This window comes from Falsigemmobacter faecalis (assembly GCF_003863335.1).
In the GTDB taxonomy this organism is placed as follows: Bacteria; Pseudomonadota; Alphaproteobacteria; order Rhodobacterales; family Rhodobacteraceae; genus Wagnerdoeblera; species Wagnerdoeblera faecalis.
In genome coordinates this window covers 24,377-42,572 of record NZ_RRAZ01000011.1, presented here as the reverse complement: position 1 = coordinate 42,572, position 18,196 = coordinate 24,377, and the positions used below count along the sequence as shown (strand labels likewise).

General features: G+C 62.7%; 17 protein-coding genes. All 17 read left to right on the top strand.

Annotated elements, in window-relative coordinates; genetic code table 11:
• Positions 1 to 44 precede the first annotated feature (44 nt).
• Entirely contained in the window at positions 45 to 3,347 is a 3,303-nt protein-coding gene (locus EG244_RS08945) for a hypothetical protein (RefSeq protein ID WP_124964667.1), read from the top strand.
• Positions 3,348 to 3,377: 30 nt separating this feature from the next.
• Positions 3,378 to 4,427, top strand: a complete 1,050-nt coding sequence (gene queA, locus EG244_RS08940; RefSeq protein WP_124964666.1) for a tRNA preQ1(34) S-adenosylmethionine ribosyltransferase-isomerase QueA — start codon at positions 3,378 to 3,380, stop codon at positions 4,425 to 4,427.
• Positions 4,428 to 4,454: 27 nt separating this feature from the next.
• Positions 4,455 to 5,606 (top strand): MFS transporter, encoded by a 1,152-nt coding sequence (locus EG244_RS08935; RefSeq protein ID WP_124964665.1) that lies wholly within the window; start codon positions 4,455 to 4,457, stop codon positions 5,604 to 5,606.
• Between the two features lie 58 nt (positions 5,607 to 5,664).
• A complete protein-coding gene (locus tag EG244_RS08930) occupies positions 5,665 to 6,237 on the top strand; it encodes a DUF924 family protein (RefSeq protein WP_124964664.1) in 573 nt (190 codons plus the stop codon).
• Between the two features lie 61 nt (positions 6,238 to 6,298).
• Positions 6,299 to 7,693, top strand: a complete 1,395-nt coding sequence (gene lpdA / locus EG244_RS08925) for a dihydrolipoyl dehydrogenase (protein WP_124964663.1) — start codon at positions 6,299 to 6,301, stop codon at positions 7,691 to 7,693.
• Between the two features lie 335 nt (positions 7,694 to 8,028).
• The gene (locus tag EG244_RS08920; RefSeq protein ID WP_124964662.1) at positions 8,029 to 8,424 is read left to right on the top strand and encodes a GFA family protein; all 396 of its coding nucleotides are present in this window, start codon (positions 8,029 to 8,031) and stop codon (positions 8,422 to 8,424) included.
• Positions 8,425 to 8,779: 355 nt separating this feature from the next.
• Positions 8,780 to 9,646 (top strand): HpcH/HpaI aldolase/citrate lyase family protein, encoded by an 867-nt coding sequence (locus EG244_RS08915; protein WP_124964661.1) that lies wholly within the window; start codon positions 8,780 to 8,782, stop codon positions 9,644 to 9,646.
• Positions 9,647 to 9,679: 33 nt separating this feature from the next.
• Complete coding sequence (locus tag EG244_RS08910) at positions 9,680 to 10,189, top strand: NnrU family protein (protein WP_124964660.1); 510 nt, start codon at positions 9,680 to 9,682, stop codon at positions 10,187 to 10,189.
• 21 nt (positions 10,190 to 10,210) lie between these two features.
• Positions 10,211 to 10,414 (top strand): DUF1737 domain-containing protein, encoded by a 204-nt coding sequence (locus EG244_RS08905; protein WP_199737910.1) that lies wholly within the window; start codon positions 10,211 to 10,213, stop codon positions 10,412 to 10,414.
• A 99-nt stretch (positions 10,415 to 10,513) separates the two neighbouring features.
• Positions 10,514 to 11,545: a MaoC family dehydratase gene (locus EG244_RS08900; RefSeq protein ID WP_124964658.1), complete on the top strand. Its 1,032-nt coding sequence runs from the start codon at positions 10,514 to 10,516 to the stop codon at positions 11,543 to 11,545.
• A gap of 189 nt (positions 11,546 to 11,734) precedes the next feature.
• Positions 11,735 to 12,406 carry a TorF family putative porin gene (locus tag EG244_RS08895; RefSeq protein ID WP_124964657.1) on the top strand — a complete coding sequence of 224 codons (672 nt, stop codon included), beginning with the start codon at positions 11,735 to 11,737 and terminating at the stop codon, positions 12,404 to 12,406.
• Between the two features lie 252 nt (positions 12,407 to 12,658).
• On the top strand, positions 12,659 to 13,054 hold the full coding sequence (gene sdhC / locus EG244_RS08890; RefSeq protein ID WP_124964656.1) for a succinate dehydrogenase, cytochrome b556 subunit: 396 nt from the start codon (positions 12,659 to 12,661) through the stop codon (positions 13,052 to 13,054).
• 11 nt (positions 13,055 to 13,065) lie between these two features.
• Positions 13,066 to 13,437 (top strand): succinate dehydrogenase, hydrophobic membrane anchor protein, encoded by a 372-nt coding sequence (gene sdhD, locus EG244_RS08885; protein ID WP_124964655.1) that lies wholly within the window; start codon positions 13,066 to 13,068, stop codon positions 13,435 to 13,437.
• A 10-nt stretch (positions 13,438 to 13,447) separates the two neighbouring features.
• A complete protein-coding gene (gene sdhA, locus EG244_RS08880; protein ID WP_124964654.1) occupies positions 13,448 to 15,250 on the top strand; it encodes a succinate dehydrogenase flavoprotein subunit in 1,803 nt (600 codons plus the stop codon).
• A gap of 134 nt (positions 15,251 to 15,384) precedes the next feature.
• On the top strand, positions 15,385 to 16,584 hold the full coding sequence (locus EG244_RS08875; protein ID WP_158617280.1) for a glycosyltransferase 61 family protein: 1,200 nt from the start codon (positions 15,385 to 15,387) through the stop codon (positions 16,582 to 16,584).
• Between the two features lie 110 nt (positions 16,585 to 16,694).
• Entirely contained in the window at positions 16,695 to 17,474 is a 780-nt protein-coding gene (locus tag EG244_RS08870) for a succinate dehydrogenase iron-sulfur subunit (RefSeq protein WP_124964652.1), read from the top strand.
• Between the two features lie 189 nt (positions 17,475 to 17,663).
• A complete protein-coding gene (locus tag EG244_RS08865; RefSeq protein WP_124964651.1) occupies positions 17,664 to 18,158 on the top strand; it encodes a GNAT family N-acetyltransferase in 495 nt (164 codons plus the stop codon).
• The last annotated feature ends 38 nt before the right edge of the window (positions 18,159 to 18,196 follow it).

The window sequence follows — 18,196 nt, the reverse complement described above, 5'->3', positions numbered from 1 at the left end:
GTGGAAAGTTAAAGCCTGCGGGACAGAGAGATTTTTCGGATCACATGCAGGACGAGCCAGCCCAGGACAGGCCCAGGACTGCCCCCCGGAGGGGTGGTTTCACGCGACGGCTCGGGCGGGCCGTGGTCTGGGCGGGGCTGTCGCTGGTGCTGATCCTGGGGCTGCTCAGCAGCGCGGCCTATCTGATGTCGGGCCGCCCGGTCGATCTGCCGGTCTGGGCGGTCGCGGAACTGCAGTCGCGGGTCAATACCGCGCTCAGTGGTCAGGCGCGTCTGTCACTGGGCGGCGTGTCGCTGCGCATCGGATCGGACCGTCTGCCGGAACTCAGAATCGAAGATCTGCGCATCGCCTCTGCCGAAGGGACGGGCCGTGCGGTGCTGCCCGATGTCTCGGTGCGCTTTGAGGCCGGATCGCTTCTGACCGGGAAAATCCGCCCGGCTTCGGTGCGGATCAGCGGCGCGCGGCTGGCGCTGCGCCGTCTGCCCGATGGGACCTTCGATCTGGATATCGGCGGCGGCGGCGTCAGCCCGCCTGAAAATTTCGCCGAGCTTCTGGACCGGATCGCCGATACCTTTTCCCTGCCGATCACCGAGGCGCTGAACCGCGCCGAGGCTGATGCCGTCACCATCACCCTGGATGATCGCCGCGCCGGGCGGGTCTACACGGTGGGCGACGGACGCATCGCACTCAGCCGGCGCGGCGATCGGGTGGCGCTGGATGTCGGAATGGGGCTGGTCGGGGGCGCAGAGCGCCAGGCCCGCGCGCAGCTGACCTTCATCATACCGGGCAATGGCGGGGCCGAAATCTCGGTGCGGGTCGAAGATATGGCGGCTGCGGATCTGGCGGCTCAGGCCCCGGTTCTGGCACCGCTGCGCGCGCTGGAGGCGCCGATTTCGGGCGAGATGCAGGCCGGACTTGGCGCCGACGGCCGCGTGACCTTTCTCAGCGGCGCGCTGTCGCTGGGCGAGGGCGTTCTGAAACCCGTCGAAGGGGTGCAGCCCCTGCGGCTGCGCGGCGCGGAATTTGAGTTCGCGCTGGATCCCGCGGCTTCGCGTCTGCGGATTTCCGAGTTGCGCGTGGACAGCCCGGCGCTGCGGATGCGCGCGGCAGGGCATGTGGATCTGCTGGATCTGAAGGATGGCATTCCGCAGGATTTCGTCACCCAGCTGGCGCTGTCGGATCTGGTCATCAACCCGCATGGTGTGTTTGAGCAGAGCATTCAGTTCTCAAAAGGGGCGGCCGATGTGCGGCTGCGGCTCGACCCGTTCTCGGTGGAGGTGGGGCAGTTCTCGCTGGTTGAAGAGGATCGCCACCTCTCGCTCAGCGGCGATGTCCGCGCCACCGATGCGGGCTGGGAGGTGGCGGTGGATGTCACCCAGGACCGCATTCGCCACAATCAGCTGATCGCGCTCTGGCCGGTGCAGCTGGTGGCGAAAACCCGGGAATGGCTGGTGGAAAATGTGCAGCAGGGCATGCTGTTTAACGCCCGCGCCGGTCTGCGGCTGCGCCCCGGACAGGAGCCGCGCCTGTCGCTGGGCTATGAATTTGTGGATGCCGATGTGCGCTTCATGCCGACGCTGCCGCCGATCCGCCAGGGCCGCGGCTATGCGGTGATTGAGGGGGCGTCTTATGTCACGGTGGTTGAAGATGGTCTGATAACCCCGCCTGCAGGTGGGGAAATTCGCGTCAGCCGCTCGATGTTCAAGGTGGCCGATTTTCGCCGGCGCCCGGTGCTGGCCGAGATCAGGCTGAACACCGAGAGCAGTCTGACGGCGGGGCTGTCGCTGCTGGATCAGCCGCCCTTTGGGTTTCTGAGCCGCGCCAATATGCCGACCGATCTGGGCGAAGGCCGCGCCCGCATCACCAGCACGATCCATGTGCCGCTGATGCGCAGGCCTTTGCGCGAAGATATCCGGTTTGATGTGCGCGGCACGCTGACGGATGTGCGCTCTGACCGGCTGGTGCGGGGCCGCCTGGTCAGCGCTGATCGCCTTGAATTGCACGCGGTGCCGGAGAAGGTTGAGATCAGCGGTGATCTGCGGCTCGGCGCGGCGCGGGCCAGTGCGACCTGGTCGATGCCGATTGGTGTGCCGGGCGCGGGCAGCACGCTGAAGGGGCGCGCGCGGCTGGATGAGGGGTTGGGGCGTGAGTTTCTGGCGGGCCTTGGAGACGGCGTGCTGAGTGGCGCAGGCTCGGCGGACTTTGAGGTGACGCTGAAGCCCGGCGCGCTGCCGGCCCTGCAGGTTCGCTCGGATCTGAGCGGTGCGGTGCTGCGCCTTGCGCCGCTTGGGTGGAGCAAGGCGGCCTCTGCCCGCGGCAGGCTTGAACTGTCGGGTGAGATCGGTCAGCCGCTGCGCATTGACCGGCTGCATCTCTCGGCGCCGGGCCTCTCGGCCACGGGGGCTTTGCGTCTGACGGAGGCGGGCGCGCTTGAGCGGCTGACGCTGTCGGATCTGAAGATCGGCGAATGGCTGGACGCCAGCGCGGAACTTGTCGGTCAGGGCCGCGGGGTCGCGCCGCAGATCCGGGTGACGGGCGGCAGCTTTGATCTGCGCCGCCTGCCGGACCGGATGCAGGGTGGCGCAGGCGGAAGCGGCGGTGCGCGCACGCCGATCACGGTCTCGCTCGATGAGGCGCGGGTGGCGGGCGACATCCGCCTGTCGCAGATCCGCGGGCGGATCAGCACCGGGCCGGGGGGCGTGGACGGGCAGCTTACGGCGCGGCTGGGCGGGCAGGTGCCGATCGGCCTTGCGCTGGCGGCAGGTCCGGGGGGCACTTCGGTCCGTCTGCAGGCGCAGGACGGCGGTGCGGCCCTGCGTGCGGCCGGGCTTTTCGACAAGGCCCATGGTGGCGCGCTGGATGTTGTGGTGGTCCCGGATGGTGCGCGGGGGCATTACCGCGGGCAGATGAGCATGAAAGTCTTTGTCGTGCGCAATCTTCCGGCGCTGGCGGAGATGCTGAACGCGGTCAGCATTATCGGGCTGATTGATCAGCTTGCGACCAGCGGTATCGCTTTTGGCGAGGCTTCGGGCGGGTTTCGCATGACGCCGGACGGGGTCGAGCTGAATGAGATGAGCGCGGTCGGCGCGTCTTTCGGGGTGTCGCTGGAGGGGGTTTATTATACCACCCAGGACCGGCTTAATCTGCGTGGGGTGATCTCGCCCTTTTACATGGTCAATGCTATTGGCTCGGTTCTGACGCGACCGGGCGAGGGCCTGGTCGGATTTACCTATCGCATCGAGGGTCCGGCGCGTGCGCCGCGGGTCTCGGTCAATCCGCTGACGGCGCTGGTGCCGGGATTTCTGCGCGACATGCTGCGCCGCCCGGCGGCAAAGCTGCCGGGTTGAGGCGGTGGCAGCGGGCTCTGGGACGTAACGATGAAACTTGACGATTTTGACTATCACCTGCCGGAAGAGCTGATCGCAACCCGGCCTGCAAAGCCGCGCACGGCGGCGAAATTCCTTGTCTGCGAAGGCGATGGGATGCGCGATCTGCATGTCTTTGATCTGCCCTCCGTGCTGCGCCCCGGTGACCGGCTGGTTCTGAACAATACCAAAGTGATTCCCGCCCGGCTGACGGGGCGGCGTCTGCGCGAGAGTGCTCAGGGCCTGGTTGAGGCAAAGATCGAAATCACCCTGATGGAGCCGCAGCCCGACGGGGCCTGGCGCGCCATGGCCAAGCCGCTGCGCAAGCTCAAAGAGGGCGAAGTGATCCGCTTTGGCGAGCGCCTCTCGGCCAGGGTTGTGCAGAAATCCGACGAGGATGTGGTGCTGTCCTTTGACGCCGAAGGCGATGCGCTGGAGGCGGCTCTGGCGGAAGTGGGCACCATGCCGCTGCCGCCCTATATCGCCGCCAAACGCGCGCCCGATGCCCAGGACAACGACGACTACCAGACTGTTTTTGCACGGGTTTCAGGCGCTGTCGCAGCACCCACGGCGAGTCTGCATTTCACGCCTGAGTTGATGGAAGAGCTGCGCGCCATGGGCGTGGGCTTCACGGAGGTGACGCTGCATGTCGGCGCGGGCACCTTCCTGCCGGTCAAGGTTGAGAATATCGAGACCCATAAAATGCATGCCGAATGGGGGCAGGTGAGCGAGAAAGCCGCCGCCGAGATCAATGCCACCAAAGCGGCAGGCGGGCGCATCATTGCCGTCGGCACCACCGCGCTGCGGCTGCTGGAAAGTGCCGCCGATGAGCAGGGGCTGCAGCCCTGGACCGGCGAGACCGATATTTTCATCCGCCCGGGCTTTCAGTTCCGCGTTGTGGACGGGCTGATGACCAACTTCCATCTGCCCAAAAGCACGCTGCTGATGCTGGTCTCGGCCCTGATGACGAAAGAGCGCATCGACCGGATCTATGCCCATGCCGTAGAGAGCCGCTATCGATTCTTCTCTTACGGAGACAGCTCGCTTCTGCTTCCTGGCTGAGGCCTGCGCTCAGAAAGGCCCTCGGGCATGCGTGCGATTCTGGCGGTGATTTGGCCGCTTCTCCTCTCAGTGGGATTTTTGTTGCTGGGCAACGGCATACAGGGCGGCCTGCTGGGCGTGCGCGGAGAGTTGGAGCATTTTTCCACCAATAGCATGGCCCTGGTCATGGCGGCCTATTTCGCGGGTATGCTGCTCGGCGCGCAGATCGCGCCAAAGCTGATCGCGCGGGCAGGCAATGTGCGGGTGATCGCAGCCATGGGCTTTTTGCTGATCATGGCGCTGCAGGGCTATGGGCTGCTGCCGCAGGTCTGGTTCTGGATCCTGTGCCGGATCATCACCGGGATCGCCATGGCGGGGATCTATGTGGCGACCGACAGCTGGCTGAACAAACTCTCCGGCGATGAGACGCGGGGCCAGGTGGTCTCGGCCTATATGGTCATGCAGATGCTGGGAATCATCGGCGCGCAGGCGCTGCTGAATGCGGCGGATCCTTCGGGAATGGTGCTGTTCACGCTGGCGGGGCTGCTGGTGGCGCTTGGGCTTTTGCCCTTTCTTCTCAGCGGGGTGCAGGCGCCGCCCTATCAGGCCGCGCGCCGTATGAGCCTTGGGGAACTCTACCGGCTGTCGCCTTTGGGTTGCGCGGGGATGCTGCTGACCGGCGGGGTCTATTCGGCGATGATGGGCATGGCCTCGGTCTGGGGCACGAAGTCGGGGCTTAGTCTGCAGCAGATTTCGACCTTCATCGGCGCGATGTATCTGGGCGGGCTGGTGTTGCAATATCCGCTCGGCTGGCTGTCGGACCGGATGGAGCGGCGGCGGCTGGTGGTGGCGCTGTCGGCTTTCGGCGGCATTCTGATGCTGGCGACGGCGATTGTGCCAATGAGCTTTGCGCTGCATGTGGCGATGGCCCTGGCTTTGGGCGGGATTGTGAACCCGGTCTATGGCCTGCTGATCGCCCATACCAACGACGGGCTGGAGCCGGAGCGGATGCCGGGGGCCTCTTCGGCGCTGTTGTTCCTGAACGGGCTGGGCGCGGTGTTCGGGCCGCTGGTCACGGGGCAGATGATGATCCGTCTCGGCCCGCCGGGGTTCTTTTACTTCATCGCCATCCTGCTGCTGGCCCTGGCCGTCTATGGCATCTGGCGCAGCCTCGCGCGTCCGGGGGCAAAGCGCGTCTGACGGTTGCGGCAGCGCCGCTTAGCTGCCACCATGGGCTCCTGTAACAAGGAGCCTGTCTATGACCCCCACCGAAGTGCTGGATTTCTGGCTGGAAGAACTTGGCCCCGAGGGCTGGTATATCGGCACAGCTGAGGTGGATGACGATATCCGCGCGCGTTTCGGCGATTTGTGGGAAGCCGCCGCAGAGGGCGGGATTGAGCACTGGATCGCAGGTCCCGCCGCGACCCTCGCCTATCTGGTCGTGACCGATCAGTTCCCCCGCAACCTCTGGCGCGGAGAGGGCAAAGCCTTCTCGACCGATGCCATGGCGGTAAATGCCTCCCGCATCGCTCTGGAAAAGGGCTGGGATATGGAGGCGCCCGAGCCGGCGCGGCAGTTCTTCTATCTGCCCTTCATGCATTCCGAGGATCTGGATGATCAGCTTCTCTGCATTGATTTAATGGCTGAACGGATGCCGGAAACCGGAGCCTCCAATCACCTCCACGCCCGCGCGCATACCGAGGTCATCCGCCGTTATGGCCGATTCCCCTATCGCAACGAGGCGCTCGGCCGCGAAACCACGGTCGAAGAGCAGGCCTTCCTTGATGCCGGTGGCTATATCTCAGTGGTAAAGGAACTTCAGCAGGACTGAAGACTTTACAGGCGGCGGAAAACTAGTTTAACGCTAAACCACTTCTCAAAGGGGGCGGAAAATGGCGGCTCAGAATTTTGATATGATCGTTGTCGGGGCCGGACCCGGCGGTTATGTGGCCGCCATCCGTGGCGCCCAGCTTGGCCTGAAGGTGGCCATTGTTGAGCGTGAACACCTGGGCGGGATCTGCCTCAACTGGGGCTGTATCCCGACCAAGGCACTGCTGCGCTCGGCAGAAGTGTTTCATCTGATGCACCGCGCGAAGGAATTCGGGCTGAAGGCTGAGAACATCGGCTTTGATCTCGATGCGGTCGTTGCCCGTTCGCGCGGGGTGGCGAAGCAGCTTTCGGGCGGCATTGGCCATCTGATGAAGAAAAACAAAATCACCGTCTTTATGGGGGCGGCGAAGCTGACCGGCAAAGGCAGCCTGACGGTGACCGGCGCAAAGGGCGAAGAGCGTCTGAGCGCGCCGCATATCGTGCTTGCGACCGGCGCGCGGGCCCGCGAACTGCCGGGCCTTGAGGCCGATGGCGACCGCGTCTGGACTTATAAACATGCGCTGCAGCCGAAGCGGATGCCGAAAGAGCTTCTGGTGATCGGATCGGGCGCGATTGGCATCGAATTTGCCAGCTTTTACAACACGCTCGGTGCCAAAACGACCGTGGTTGAGGTCATGGACCGTATCCTGCCCGTTGAGGATGCCGAGATCGCGGCCTTCGCAAAGAAATCCTTTGTTAAGCAGGGGATGACTATTCTGGAGAAGGCCACGGTCAAAAAACTCGACCGCGATGCCACCGGCGTCACCGCCCATATTGAGATGAACGGCAAAGTGGAAACCCGCCGCTTTGATACGGTGATCTCGGCGGTCGGTATTGTCGGCAATATTGAGGGGCTGGGTCTCGAAGAGCAGGGCGTTGAGGTTGATCGCACCCATGTGGTGACCGATGAATTCTGCCGCACGAAAATCCCGGGCCTTTACGCCATCGGCGATATCGCCGGTGCGCCCTGGCTTGCCCATAAGGCCAGCCATGAAGGCGTGATGGTGGCCGAGTTGATCGCGGGGCAGAAGCCCCATCCGATCAAGCCCAATACCATCGCGGGCTGCACCTATTGCCATCCGCAGATCGCCTCGGTCGGTCTGACGGAGGAAAAGGCCAAGGCTGCGGGCTATGAGCTGAAGGTCGGCCGTTTCCCCTTCATTGGCAATGGCAAAGCCATCGCGCTTGGCGAGGTTGAGGGCATGGTGAAGACCATTTTTGACGCGATAACCGGCGAGTTGCTGGGCGCGCATATGGTCGGCGCGGAAGTCACTGAGCTGATCCAGGGCTATGTCGTCGGCCGCAGTCTTGAGACCACGGAAGCGGAGCTGATGGAGACGGTTTTCCCGCATCCGACGCTCTCCGAGATGATGCATGAATCGGTGCTCGACGCCTATGGCCGGGCTTTGCATATCTGAACGGGAAGGGGCCTTCGGGCCCCTTTTTCTTTATGGATGAAGGATCTGCCCGCCTGGCGCGCGCAATTCACCCGCGCTGTCGCGGGCAATCTCTGCCCCTCTTGCGCAGGCGTCTGGCGCGGCGGGATGTGGGAGTGCCGGTCCGAGATCGTCCTGAAAATAGCGCTCTGCCGTCACGCCCATCAGGCCCGCAACCTCCTGCGCGCGTCCCGCGATCAGGGCGGCATCACCGGGAAAAGCCCCCCGACCGCGCTGTTAAGCCCTTTGCGGTCATTGCGACTCTCTAAGAGTTCATGTATTGTTCTTATCAGTCAAATTTTTAGAGGGATATTTAGATGTTTCAGGGCAGTTGTTGCTGTGGTGCTGTGAAATTTGAGCTTTTGGCCGCCCCGTCCATGATGGGGACATGCCATTGTTCAAGGTGTCGGAAGGCAGGGGCCAGCACTATCGTTTTTGTGAAACGTGACGACCTGAAGTGGCATCACGGTAAAGAAAATGTAGCGACCTATAAGCCGGATGCCCCTTATAAATATGGCCGTTGTTTCTGCAAAACCTGTGGAACGTCGCTTGGCGAAATTCTCTCCGAAGAGGCGACTTTCCCTATCGCAGCCAATGCCCTGGATACAGACATTGGCCTGAAGAACCAGTTTCACGAGTTCACGTCCGAAAAGCCGGGCTGGTCTGAAATCTGCGATGACGCCCCGCAGTCGGAAGGGCATCCATCCTCCTGACCCATCCGGATAGCTGGCGTTCAGATATGGCAGGCACTGCCGAAATATAACGCCTCCTCATGCCGCTGCCTGGTGCGATGAGCCGCCGGATGACCTGAGAACATGCCAAGGCTCGTCCGCCTCTCGGACCGGGCAGCCATAAGGGGCCCGGCCTCGCCGCTCAGGCAGAGCGGGGCGAGCTGACACTCCCCGGAGGCACGCGGCAAGAGGATCGGGCACTCCAGGCGTGAAGCCGCGCAGCGCCTTGATTGTTGGCGCAAAAGCTGTCGGACGCTGCGTTGCAGCAAAACCACTCTTGCCAATTATGTCTGATCTGCCATTGTGCCGCGCAATATTGTTGCTTTCGGAGGATGGCATGGATCGGCAATCGCGGCCCTGGCGCTCAGTTCTTTATATTCCCGGCTCCAAAGAGCGGGCGCTGGAAAAAGCGACCACACTCGCAGCCGATGCGATCATCTTTGACCTCGAAGATGCGGTGGCGATCGAGGAAAAGCCCCGCGCCCGCCAGCTTCTGGCTGAGACGCTGAAAACCCGCGATTACGGCGGGCGGGCGCGCATTGTGCGGATCAATGGTCTTGAGACCGAATGGGGCCGGGATGACATTCTCGCCTTCGCGGGTCTTGAGATCGAAGCGATCCTGATCCCCAAGGTCAATTCGGCGGCCGATCTTGAGGCGGTGGCGGCACTGATCCCGGGCGTCGATCTCTGGGCGATGATGGAGACGCCGCTGGGCATGCTGAATGCCGCGGAAATTGCCGCCCATCCGCGTCTGACGGGCATGGTTATGGGCACCAATGATCTGGCGAAAGACCTTGGCAGCCGCTTTCGCGCGGACCGTCTGCCGATGATGGCGGGCCTTGGGCTTTGCGTTCTGGCCGGTCGCGCCCATGGCGTGACGCTGATCGACGGTGTCTATAACGCCTTCAAAGATATCGAGGGTCTGCAGTTTGAATGTGAGCAGGGCCGCGATATGGGCTTTGACGGCAAGACCCTGATCCACCCCGATCAGCTGGCCACCGCCAATGCCGCCTTTGCCCCCTCGGAGGCCGAGATCCGCCTTGCGGCCCGACAGATTGAGGCCTTTGACGCGGCGCTGGCCCAGGGGCAGGGCGTGGCAGTCGTTGATGGTAAAATCGTCGAAAACCTGCATATCGTGACCGCCAAAGCCACGCTGGCGAAAGCGGCCGCCATTGCGGCGCTCGCGGGCGGTGAAGGGGTCTGACGATCAGAGCCCCGGCAGATTTAGGGTGAGCGGATGACGATTCTGATCCTCGGTGTGATTTTATGGGCCGCGGTCTTTCTGGCCGGAGCAAAGCTTCCGGGCGGCAAGGGCGCGAAACACGGGCTGGCCGCGCTGGCGGTGGTGCTGATGGTGGTGGGCTACCGCCAGGCTGAAGGCGCGTTTTACTGGGGCCGCTCGCCGATGCTGACGGGGATCAACAATCTGTTGGTTCTGATCGCCATTTATCTTGGCGCAGCGCATGGCATGAAAACGGCTCTGGGCCGGGCGCTGCCGCATCCGCTGCTGCTGTCGGTTCTGCTCTGGGCGGTGGCGCATCTGCTGGTCAATGGCGATACGCCCTCGTTTGTTCTGTTCGGCGGCCTTGGTCTTTGGGCGCTGGTGCAGATGGCGGTCTCGCCGCGCGCGGCAGCTGTCCCGGCAAAGCCTGTGAAATTTGAGGCTTTTGCCCTGATCGGCGCCATCCTTGTCTTTGGCGTCATTGCCATGATCCACAAGGCCCTGGGCTATCCGGTCTTCGGCTGAGTTTTTGAGAAGGATCTCATCATGAAAGTCTATCGTCTGCTGACAGAGGATGACACTTCGGCATTTTGCCATAAAGTCTCGCTGGCGCTGTCCAAAGGGTGGGAGCTGCATGGCTCGCCGGCCTATGCCTTTGATGTGGCGCGCGGTGTGATGCGCTGCGCCCAGGCCGTCGTGAAAGACAGCGATCAGGACTACAGCCCTGAAATGAAGCTCAGCGAGGCCTGAGGTATCGGGACGGGGCAGGGATCTGCCCCGTCTTTCCTGCCCTGATGCGTGGAGGCATCAGCGCAGGGAAGATCCCCGAAAATTCTGAGGGAGGCGGGAATGAAGACCAGCGCGGGCCGGTTCTTTGAAGATTACAAGCTGGGTGAGGTCATCCCCCATGCCGTGCCGCGCACGGTTTCGGGCGGCGAGCGGGCGCTTTATCATGCGCTTTATCCGGCGCGGCATGCGCTTTACTCCTCGGATGAATTCGCCCGCGCCTGTGGGCTGCCGCAAAGCCCGATGGATGATCTGGCGGCTTTCCACATCGTTTTTGGCAAGACCGTTCCGGATATCTCGCTCAATGCCGTGGCCAATCTGGGCTATGCTGAGGGGCGCTGGCTGAAGCCGGTCTATCCGGGCGATACGCTGCGGTCGCAATCGACGGTGATCGGGCTGAAAGAGAACTCAAACGGCAGCTCCGGCGTGGTCTGGGTGCGCAGCCAGGGCTTTAACCAGCGCGGCGAGGCGGTGCTGGACTATGTCCGCTGGGTCATGCTGCGCAAAGGCAATCTCGCGGCCCCTGCACCAGAGGCCGTGGTGCCGGAGCTGTCTGCCTTTGTCGCGCCGGGCGATCTTGTGGTGCCCGAGGGGCTCGACTTCAGCCGCTATGATTTTGATCTGGCGGGGGAGCGGCACCGCGCTGCGGATTATCAGATCGGCGAGAAGATCGACCATGTCGATGGTGTGACGATCGAGGAGGCCGAGCATATGCTGGCCACCCGGATGTGGCAGAACACCGCCAGGGTCCATTTTGATGCGACTCAGCGCCCCGACGGGCGGCGGCTGATTTACGGCGGTCACGTCATCTCACTGGCGCGGGCGCTTTCCTTCAATGGTCTGGCGAATGCCCAGATGATGATCGCTTTGAACGCAGGCAGTCACGCCAACCCTTGTTTTGCGGGAGATACCATCCGCGCCTGGAGCGAAGTCATTGACAAAGCAGAGACTTCCAGCCCGGGTGTCACCGCGGTTCGCCTGCGCCTGGTCGCAGTCAAACACGAAACGCAACCCCTCACGTTGCGCGGAGAAGATAAAAAATATCTGCCGGGTGTGCTGCTCGACCTCGATTACTGGGCGCTGATGCCCAGCTGAGGTTGAGTTTTTTCAGCGCCTGAAGAATTGGCATATGTCAAAAGGTATGCGCTAAAATGTCGCGGTTTTGTGATGTGGTTGTTGCAATTCCGCATCATTTCCCGGGCGGCAAAGCGGCGCTGCCTTGTGGTCGGCGGGCGGAAGTGGTGAGAGCAGGGTGTAATAACACTCCTGCAATTGAGGGTATCGATGCGCAATCTCATCGTCGCTTCCGCACTGGCACTTGCTGCCGCCGCTCCGTCCATCGCTTCGGCTGAAGGCGTCGCCGTTTCGGCTGGCGCAACCGTTGCTTCGCAATACGTTTCGACCTCGGGCGCAAAAGGCACCAACGGCCTGGCATTCCAGCCGTGGATCGAAGCTGAATACATGGGTGGCTACGTTGGCTACTGGGGTTCGAACCTCTCGGAAGAGCTGAACGCCGGCGACACCTGGGAAAACGACTTCTACGTTGGCTACCGTAACTCGGTTGCAGGCTTCAACTACGACGTTGCCTACACCTGGTTCTACAACAACCGTTCGGGCGTTGCTGCAGGCGAAGAAGTCTCGCTGAAAGTGTCCTACGCGATCAACGACCAGCTGAGCCTCGGTGCAAAAGTTGCCTACGATCCGGCACCGCAGCACAACACCGACGTCCGCATCTTCGCGAACTACAAGCTTGACGACAAACTGTCGTTCAACGCTGTAGCCGGCAAGAAAAACCACGGCGGCCGTGAGTTCTACGTTCTGGGCGCAACCTACGCTCTGAACGACGACTACGCAGTGTCGCTGAAGTACCAGGACACCGCTCGTACCGGTGGTGCTGCTGGCTACGCCAACGACAAAATCGTCGTTGCTCTGGACTACACCTTCTCGTTCAAGTGATTTGCCGGGCTGAGGCCCTGTAATTCCTGAGAAAAATACCGGGAAGCCGCGATCGTCAGATCGCGGCTTCTTTGATTCTGCGTCTGTATGGTAAATGTTGTCACGGGTGTGATCACAAAATGATATTTTTGCGCAATCCCTGCCTCCTGCGGTGAATTGCAGCATCTGCGGTGGTGACACCCGCGCGAAAATGAGTATTGAGAAGGGCAAAGTCAGCGTCAATCCGACGCAAGCCGAAAAGGGAACCGAGCGATGGCTGAGCCAAAACGGGTGGAACGCCCCCTTTCCCCATTCATGATCGGGCCGTACTACCGCCCGCAGATGACCTCGATGTCGTCCATCATGATCCGCATCACGGGCCTTGCACTCGTCGTGGCCTTCGCGCTGATCGCCGCGCTGCTGCTGGGTGCTGCAATCTCCAAAGAAGCCTTCGACTGCGTCAACTGGTTTGCCACCTCCTGGGTGGGCTGGCTGATCTGGATCGGCTCGGCCTGGGCAGTGTGGTATCATCTGCTCGGCGGCGTGCGCCATTTCATCTTTGACGCGGGCAAAGGCCTCGACATTCCGACCGCCGAGAAAATGGGCTGGGCGATGTTCATCGGTGCCACCGTGCTGACCGTGATCACCATCATCGTCGCTGTCGCATAAGGAGCCGGACCATGCGTTATCTGACCCCCCGCAAACGCGCCGAAGGTCTGGGCTCGGCCCGCCGCGGCACCGAGCATCACATCGCCATGACCGTCTCGGGCTGGGCACTGCTGTTCATCGTTCCGGTCTTTGTCTTCGCCTTCGCGCGGATCCTGGGCCACGGCTTTGAACATTTCGCCGGCTTCTTTGCGAATCCCTTCATCGCGATCCTGACCGGTCTTTTCCTTTTCGTGGGCATGCGCCACTTCGCCAAAGGCGCGCAGTCGGCCATTGAAGACTACTGCCACGGTTTCACCCGTGACGCCTTCGTCATGCTCGCCAATGCGGTTTCCTATCTGGTGATCGCCGCAGGGTTCTACGCCCTCATCAAACTCGCGCTTTGAGGTAGTTACTATGGCAGCTTACGCATACGAAACGCACGACTATGATGTCGTGGTGGTCGGCGCCGGTGGCGCGGGCCTGCGTGCCACCCTGGGCATGGCTGAGCAGGGTCTGCGCACCGCCTGCATCACCAAGGTTTTCCCGACCCGTTCGCATACCGTGGCAGCCCAGGGCGGCATCGCCGCTTCGCTGTCGAACATGGGTCCCGACAACTGGCAGTGGCACCTTTACGACACCGTGAAGGGCTCGGACTGGCTGGGCGATACCGATGCGATGGAATATCTCGCACGCGAAGCCCCCAAAGCGGTTTATGAGCTTGAGCACTACGGCGTGCCCTTCTCGCGCACCGAAGAGGGCAAGATCTACCAGCGCCCCTTTGGCGGTCACACCACCGAGTTCGGCGAAGGCCCGCCCGTTCAGCGCACCTGCGCCGCGGCGGACCGCACCGGCCACGCCATTCTGCACACCCTTTACGGGCAGTCGCTGAAGCAGAAGGCCGAGTTCTATATCGAATATTTCGCGCTTGATCTGATCATCACCGACGGTGTCTGCACCGGCGTGGTGGCCTGGAAGCTCGATGACGGCACCATGCATGTCTTCAATGCGAAGATGGTTGTGCTGGCGACCGGCGGCTATGGCCGCGCTTACTTCTCGGCTACTTCGGCCCATACCTGCACCGGCGACGGTGGTGGCATGGTCGCGCGTGCGGGTCTGCCGCTGCAGGATATGGAATTCGTGCAGTTCCACCCGACCGGCATCTATGGCTCGGGCTGCCTGATCACCGAAGGGGCCCGCGGCGAAGGCGGCTATCTCACCAACTCCAATGGTGAGCGCTTCATGGAGCGCTATGCGCCGACCTATAAAGACCTCGCCTCGCGCGATGTGGTTTCGCGCTGCATGACGATTGAGATCCGCGAAGGCCGTGGCGTTGGCAAAAACGGCGATCACATCCACCTGCACCTCAACCACCTGCCGCCGGAAACCCTGCATGAGCGTCTGCCGGGCATCTCGGAATCGGCGAAGATCTTTGCGGGCGTTGACGTCAACAAAGAGCCGATCCCGGTTCTGCCGACCGTGCACTACAATATGGGCGGCATTCCGACCAACTATTGGGGCGAAGTGCTGAACCCGCAGCCGGGCAATCCCGATGCGGTTTACCCTGGCCTGATGGCTGTGGGCGAGGCAGGCTGCGCTTCGGTGCATGGTGCGAACCGTCTGGGCTCGAACTCGCTGATCGACCTCGTGGTCTTTGGCCGTGCCGCCGCGATCCGTGCCGGTCAGACCATCGACCGCGCCTCGGCGATCCCCGCGACCAATAAGGTCGAAGTTGACCGGGCACTGTCGCGCTTTGACGCCTATCGCCACGCCAAGGGCAATACGCCCACCGCCGAGCTGCGTCTTGAGATGCAAAAGACCATGCAGGCTGATGCTGCCGTCTTCCGCACCGATAAGACGCTGGCCGAAGGCTGCGAGAAGATGGATGCCATCGCCCGTAAGATGGACGATCTGAAGGTCTCGGACCGCTCGCTGGTCTGGAACTCGGATCTGATGGAAACGCTGGAACTGGCGAACCTGATGCCGAACGCGCTGGCGACCATCGTCGCGGCAGAGGCGCGCAAGGAATCGCGCGGCGCCCATGCCCATGAGGACTGGCCGGAGCGTGATGACGTCAACTGGCGCAAGCACTCGCTGGCCTGGGTTGATGGCGCGAAAGTGACCCTGGGCGACCGCCCGGTTCACCTCGATCCGCTGACCAAACAGGAAGACGGCGGCATTGATCTGAAAAAGATCGCGCCGAAGGCACGGGTCTATTAAGCAAAGCGCCGGCCCTTTTCGGGCCGGCATCTCTCACCAGCGCGGGGAGCGGGATGAACGGGCTTCTTACCAGATGGACAGGGCGGACCCCCGCTGCGGTGCCTGGCGCACCGGCAGCAGCCCCTTGTCCGCCGGTGAGAGCGCATAGCTATGCCCGCAGTGGCCGCAGGCTGCGTCCGATGATGTCGTTTCGCGATGTCACCGTCGGACCGCCCCTGGCGCGGGAAGCGCCCGGGGTGGCCTGGCCGCAGTTTGACCGCCAGCATGCCGCGCGCCATCTGCGCCGCGGGGTGCCGGTCTGCCGCGCGCCGGAAGCCTGTGAGACGGTTGGCGTGATTGAAGAGGCTGTCTTCATCGGCAGCTATGACGATCACTTCGGCCATATCGCCGCCGAATCCGCGCCGCGTCTGCTGCAGTCGCTGCAGGAAAAGGCCGGGCTGCCGTTTCTTTATACGGCAGCGCAGCCGGTGGATCCGCGCGCGCTTGCGCCGGCTTTTGCGGCTGTGACCGGCTGGTTTGGCCTTTCCCCGCGGCAGATGCGCTTTGTGCATCAGCCGCACCGCGTGGCGACCCTCTGGGTGGCCGGGCAGGGCGAGGACGTCAACGGCCCGGTGGTCAGCGAGGGCTATCTCGATCTGCTCGATGCCCATGCCTTTGCGCAGGGTGTCCATGTCGCGGCACCCTCCGGGGTGATCTATATCGGGCGGCACCGCCTGGCGCCGCGCCTTGGCGGCCATGCGGGCGAGGGCTATCTGGCCCAATGCCTCGCAGAGCTTGGGGTGCAGATTCTGGCCCCTGAGGCTTTGTCGCTGCGCGATCAGCTTCTTGCCTATGCGGGTGCAGAGCGTCTGATCTTCGCCGAAGGCTCGGCCGTGCATGGTCGCCAGCTTCTGGGGCGCGCGCCGCAGGCCATTGATATCCTGCTGCGCCGCAGACATTGGCGGATGGCGGAAAGCCAGCTTTCGCCGCGCTGCGATGCTCTGGGCTATGTGCCGGTCAGCACCCAGGTGCTGCACTATCTGGGCGAAGACGGGAAACCCTTCGTTCACAGCGGTCTGGCGCTTTATGACCTGCCGGTGCTGATGGATTATTTCGCGCAGATCGGCATCGATCTGGCGCGGGTCTGGCAGCAGAGCGCCTGGGAGGCCGCCCGCGACCGGGCGGTGCTGGCGTGGATCACCGGGCTTTATGATCCCGCGCTGCCGCGCTTTGCGCGCGCCTGGAATGGCATGGGGCATTTTGAAAAGGTGCTGACCGGGGCCGGTCTGCAACATTTGATCTCCGAGGCTCGTGAGATCCTCGACAAAGCTGCGTGGAAAGGGAGCTATTCGTGACCGGATCCGTTCCCAAGGCCATGAGGGTGGCCCGCGCAAATCTTAAATCCGTGCCGGAGCCGTCGCTCCCGTGCCGTTGTTCATCTCTGCGAAACTGAAGGAACCCCTGCATGGTCCAGTTCACGCTTCCCAAAAACTCGAAGATCCGCACGGGCAAAACCTGGCCCAAACCGGAAGGCGCAAAGAACCTCCGCAAGTTCCAGATCTACCGCTGGAGCTCGGAAGACGGGCAGAACCCCTCGGTCGATACCTATTTCATCGATCTCGATGACTGCGGTCCGATGGTGCTTGATGCGCTGATCTATATCAAAAACAACATCGACCCGACGCTGTCGTTCCGCCGTTCGTGCCGCGAAGGCATCTGCGGTTCCTGTGCGATGAATATCGACGGGATCAACACCCTCGCTTGTATCTATGGCCTTGATGAGGTGAAGGGCGATGTGCGCATCTATCCGCTGCCGCATATGCCGGTGGTGCGCGACCTGATCCCGGATCTGACGCATTTCTACGCCCAGCATGCCTCGATCATGCCCTGGCTGGAAACGGCGACCAATACGCCGGCCAAAGAGTGGCGTCAGTCGATTGAGGACCGCAAGAAACTCGACGGTCTTTATGAATGCGTGATGTGCGCAAGCTGCTCGACGTCCTGCCCGAGCTATTGGTGGAACTCGGACAAATACCTTGGTCCGGCCGCCCTGCTGCATGCGTATCGCTGGATCATCGACAGCCGCGACGAGGCCACCGGCCAGCGTCTGGATGAGCTGGAAGACCCCTTCAAGCTTTACCGCTGCCACACCATCATGAACTGCGCCAAAACCTGCCCGAAGGGTCTGAACCCGGCAGAAGCCATCGCGCAGATCAAAAAGATGATGGTCGAGCGCGCCGCCTGAGCGGCCCTCAGAGCGTGACATCCTTTTACCGGCCCGGGGGTTCTCCCGGGCCGTTTTTTTCTGGCCGGTCTGCTGGTGTGCTGTTGCAAGGGACGCGCCATCCTGGGCGGTTCTCGCGAGTTCGCCCGAAAGGGGTTGTCGGGCATGAAAGAGCCGCTACGGTTGGGAAAACGTCTCAGGAGAGGCAAAATGGAGATCCGCTCAGAAGCCCCGGGGGAGACCGGGGCGATTGCAGCCCTGATCACTGCCGCTTTTATCGGTGTGCCGCAGAGTGACGGCACCGAGGCCCGGATCGTTGACCGGCTGCGCCGTCAGGGCGGGCTGCGGCTGTCCCTTGTCGCGGTGAGTGAGGGGGGCCTCAGCGGGCATATTGCCTTTTCAGGCGTGAAGATCGGCGGGCAGGCGGGGGCGTGGTATGGCCTTGGTCCGCTGTCGGTGGCACCGGATCGTCAGGGGCAGGGGATCGGTTCGGCCCTGCTGCGCGCGGGGCTTGACCGTCTTCAGGGCCTGAATGCGGCCGGGGTTGTGGTGCTGGGGGATCCGGGGTTCTACGGCCGCTTCGGCTTTGCCGTGCGGGCAGGGCTTCGCTATCCGAATGTTCCCCTTGAGTATTTTCAGGCCCTGAGCTTCGGGGCAGAGATCCCTGAAGGCGTCGTCAGCTATCATCCGGCCTTCAGCGGCTAAGCCTTTCGCCGCGCGGATGCCTGCGTGCAGTGCATAGC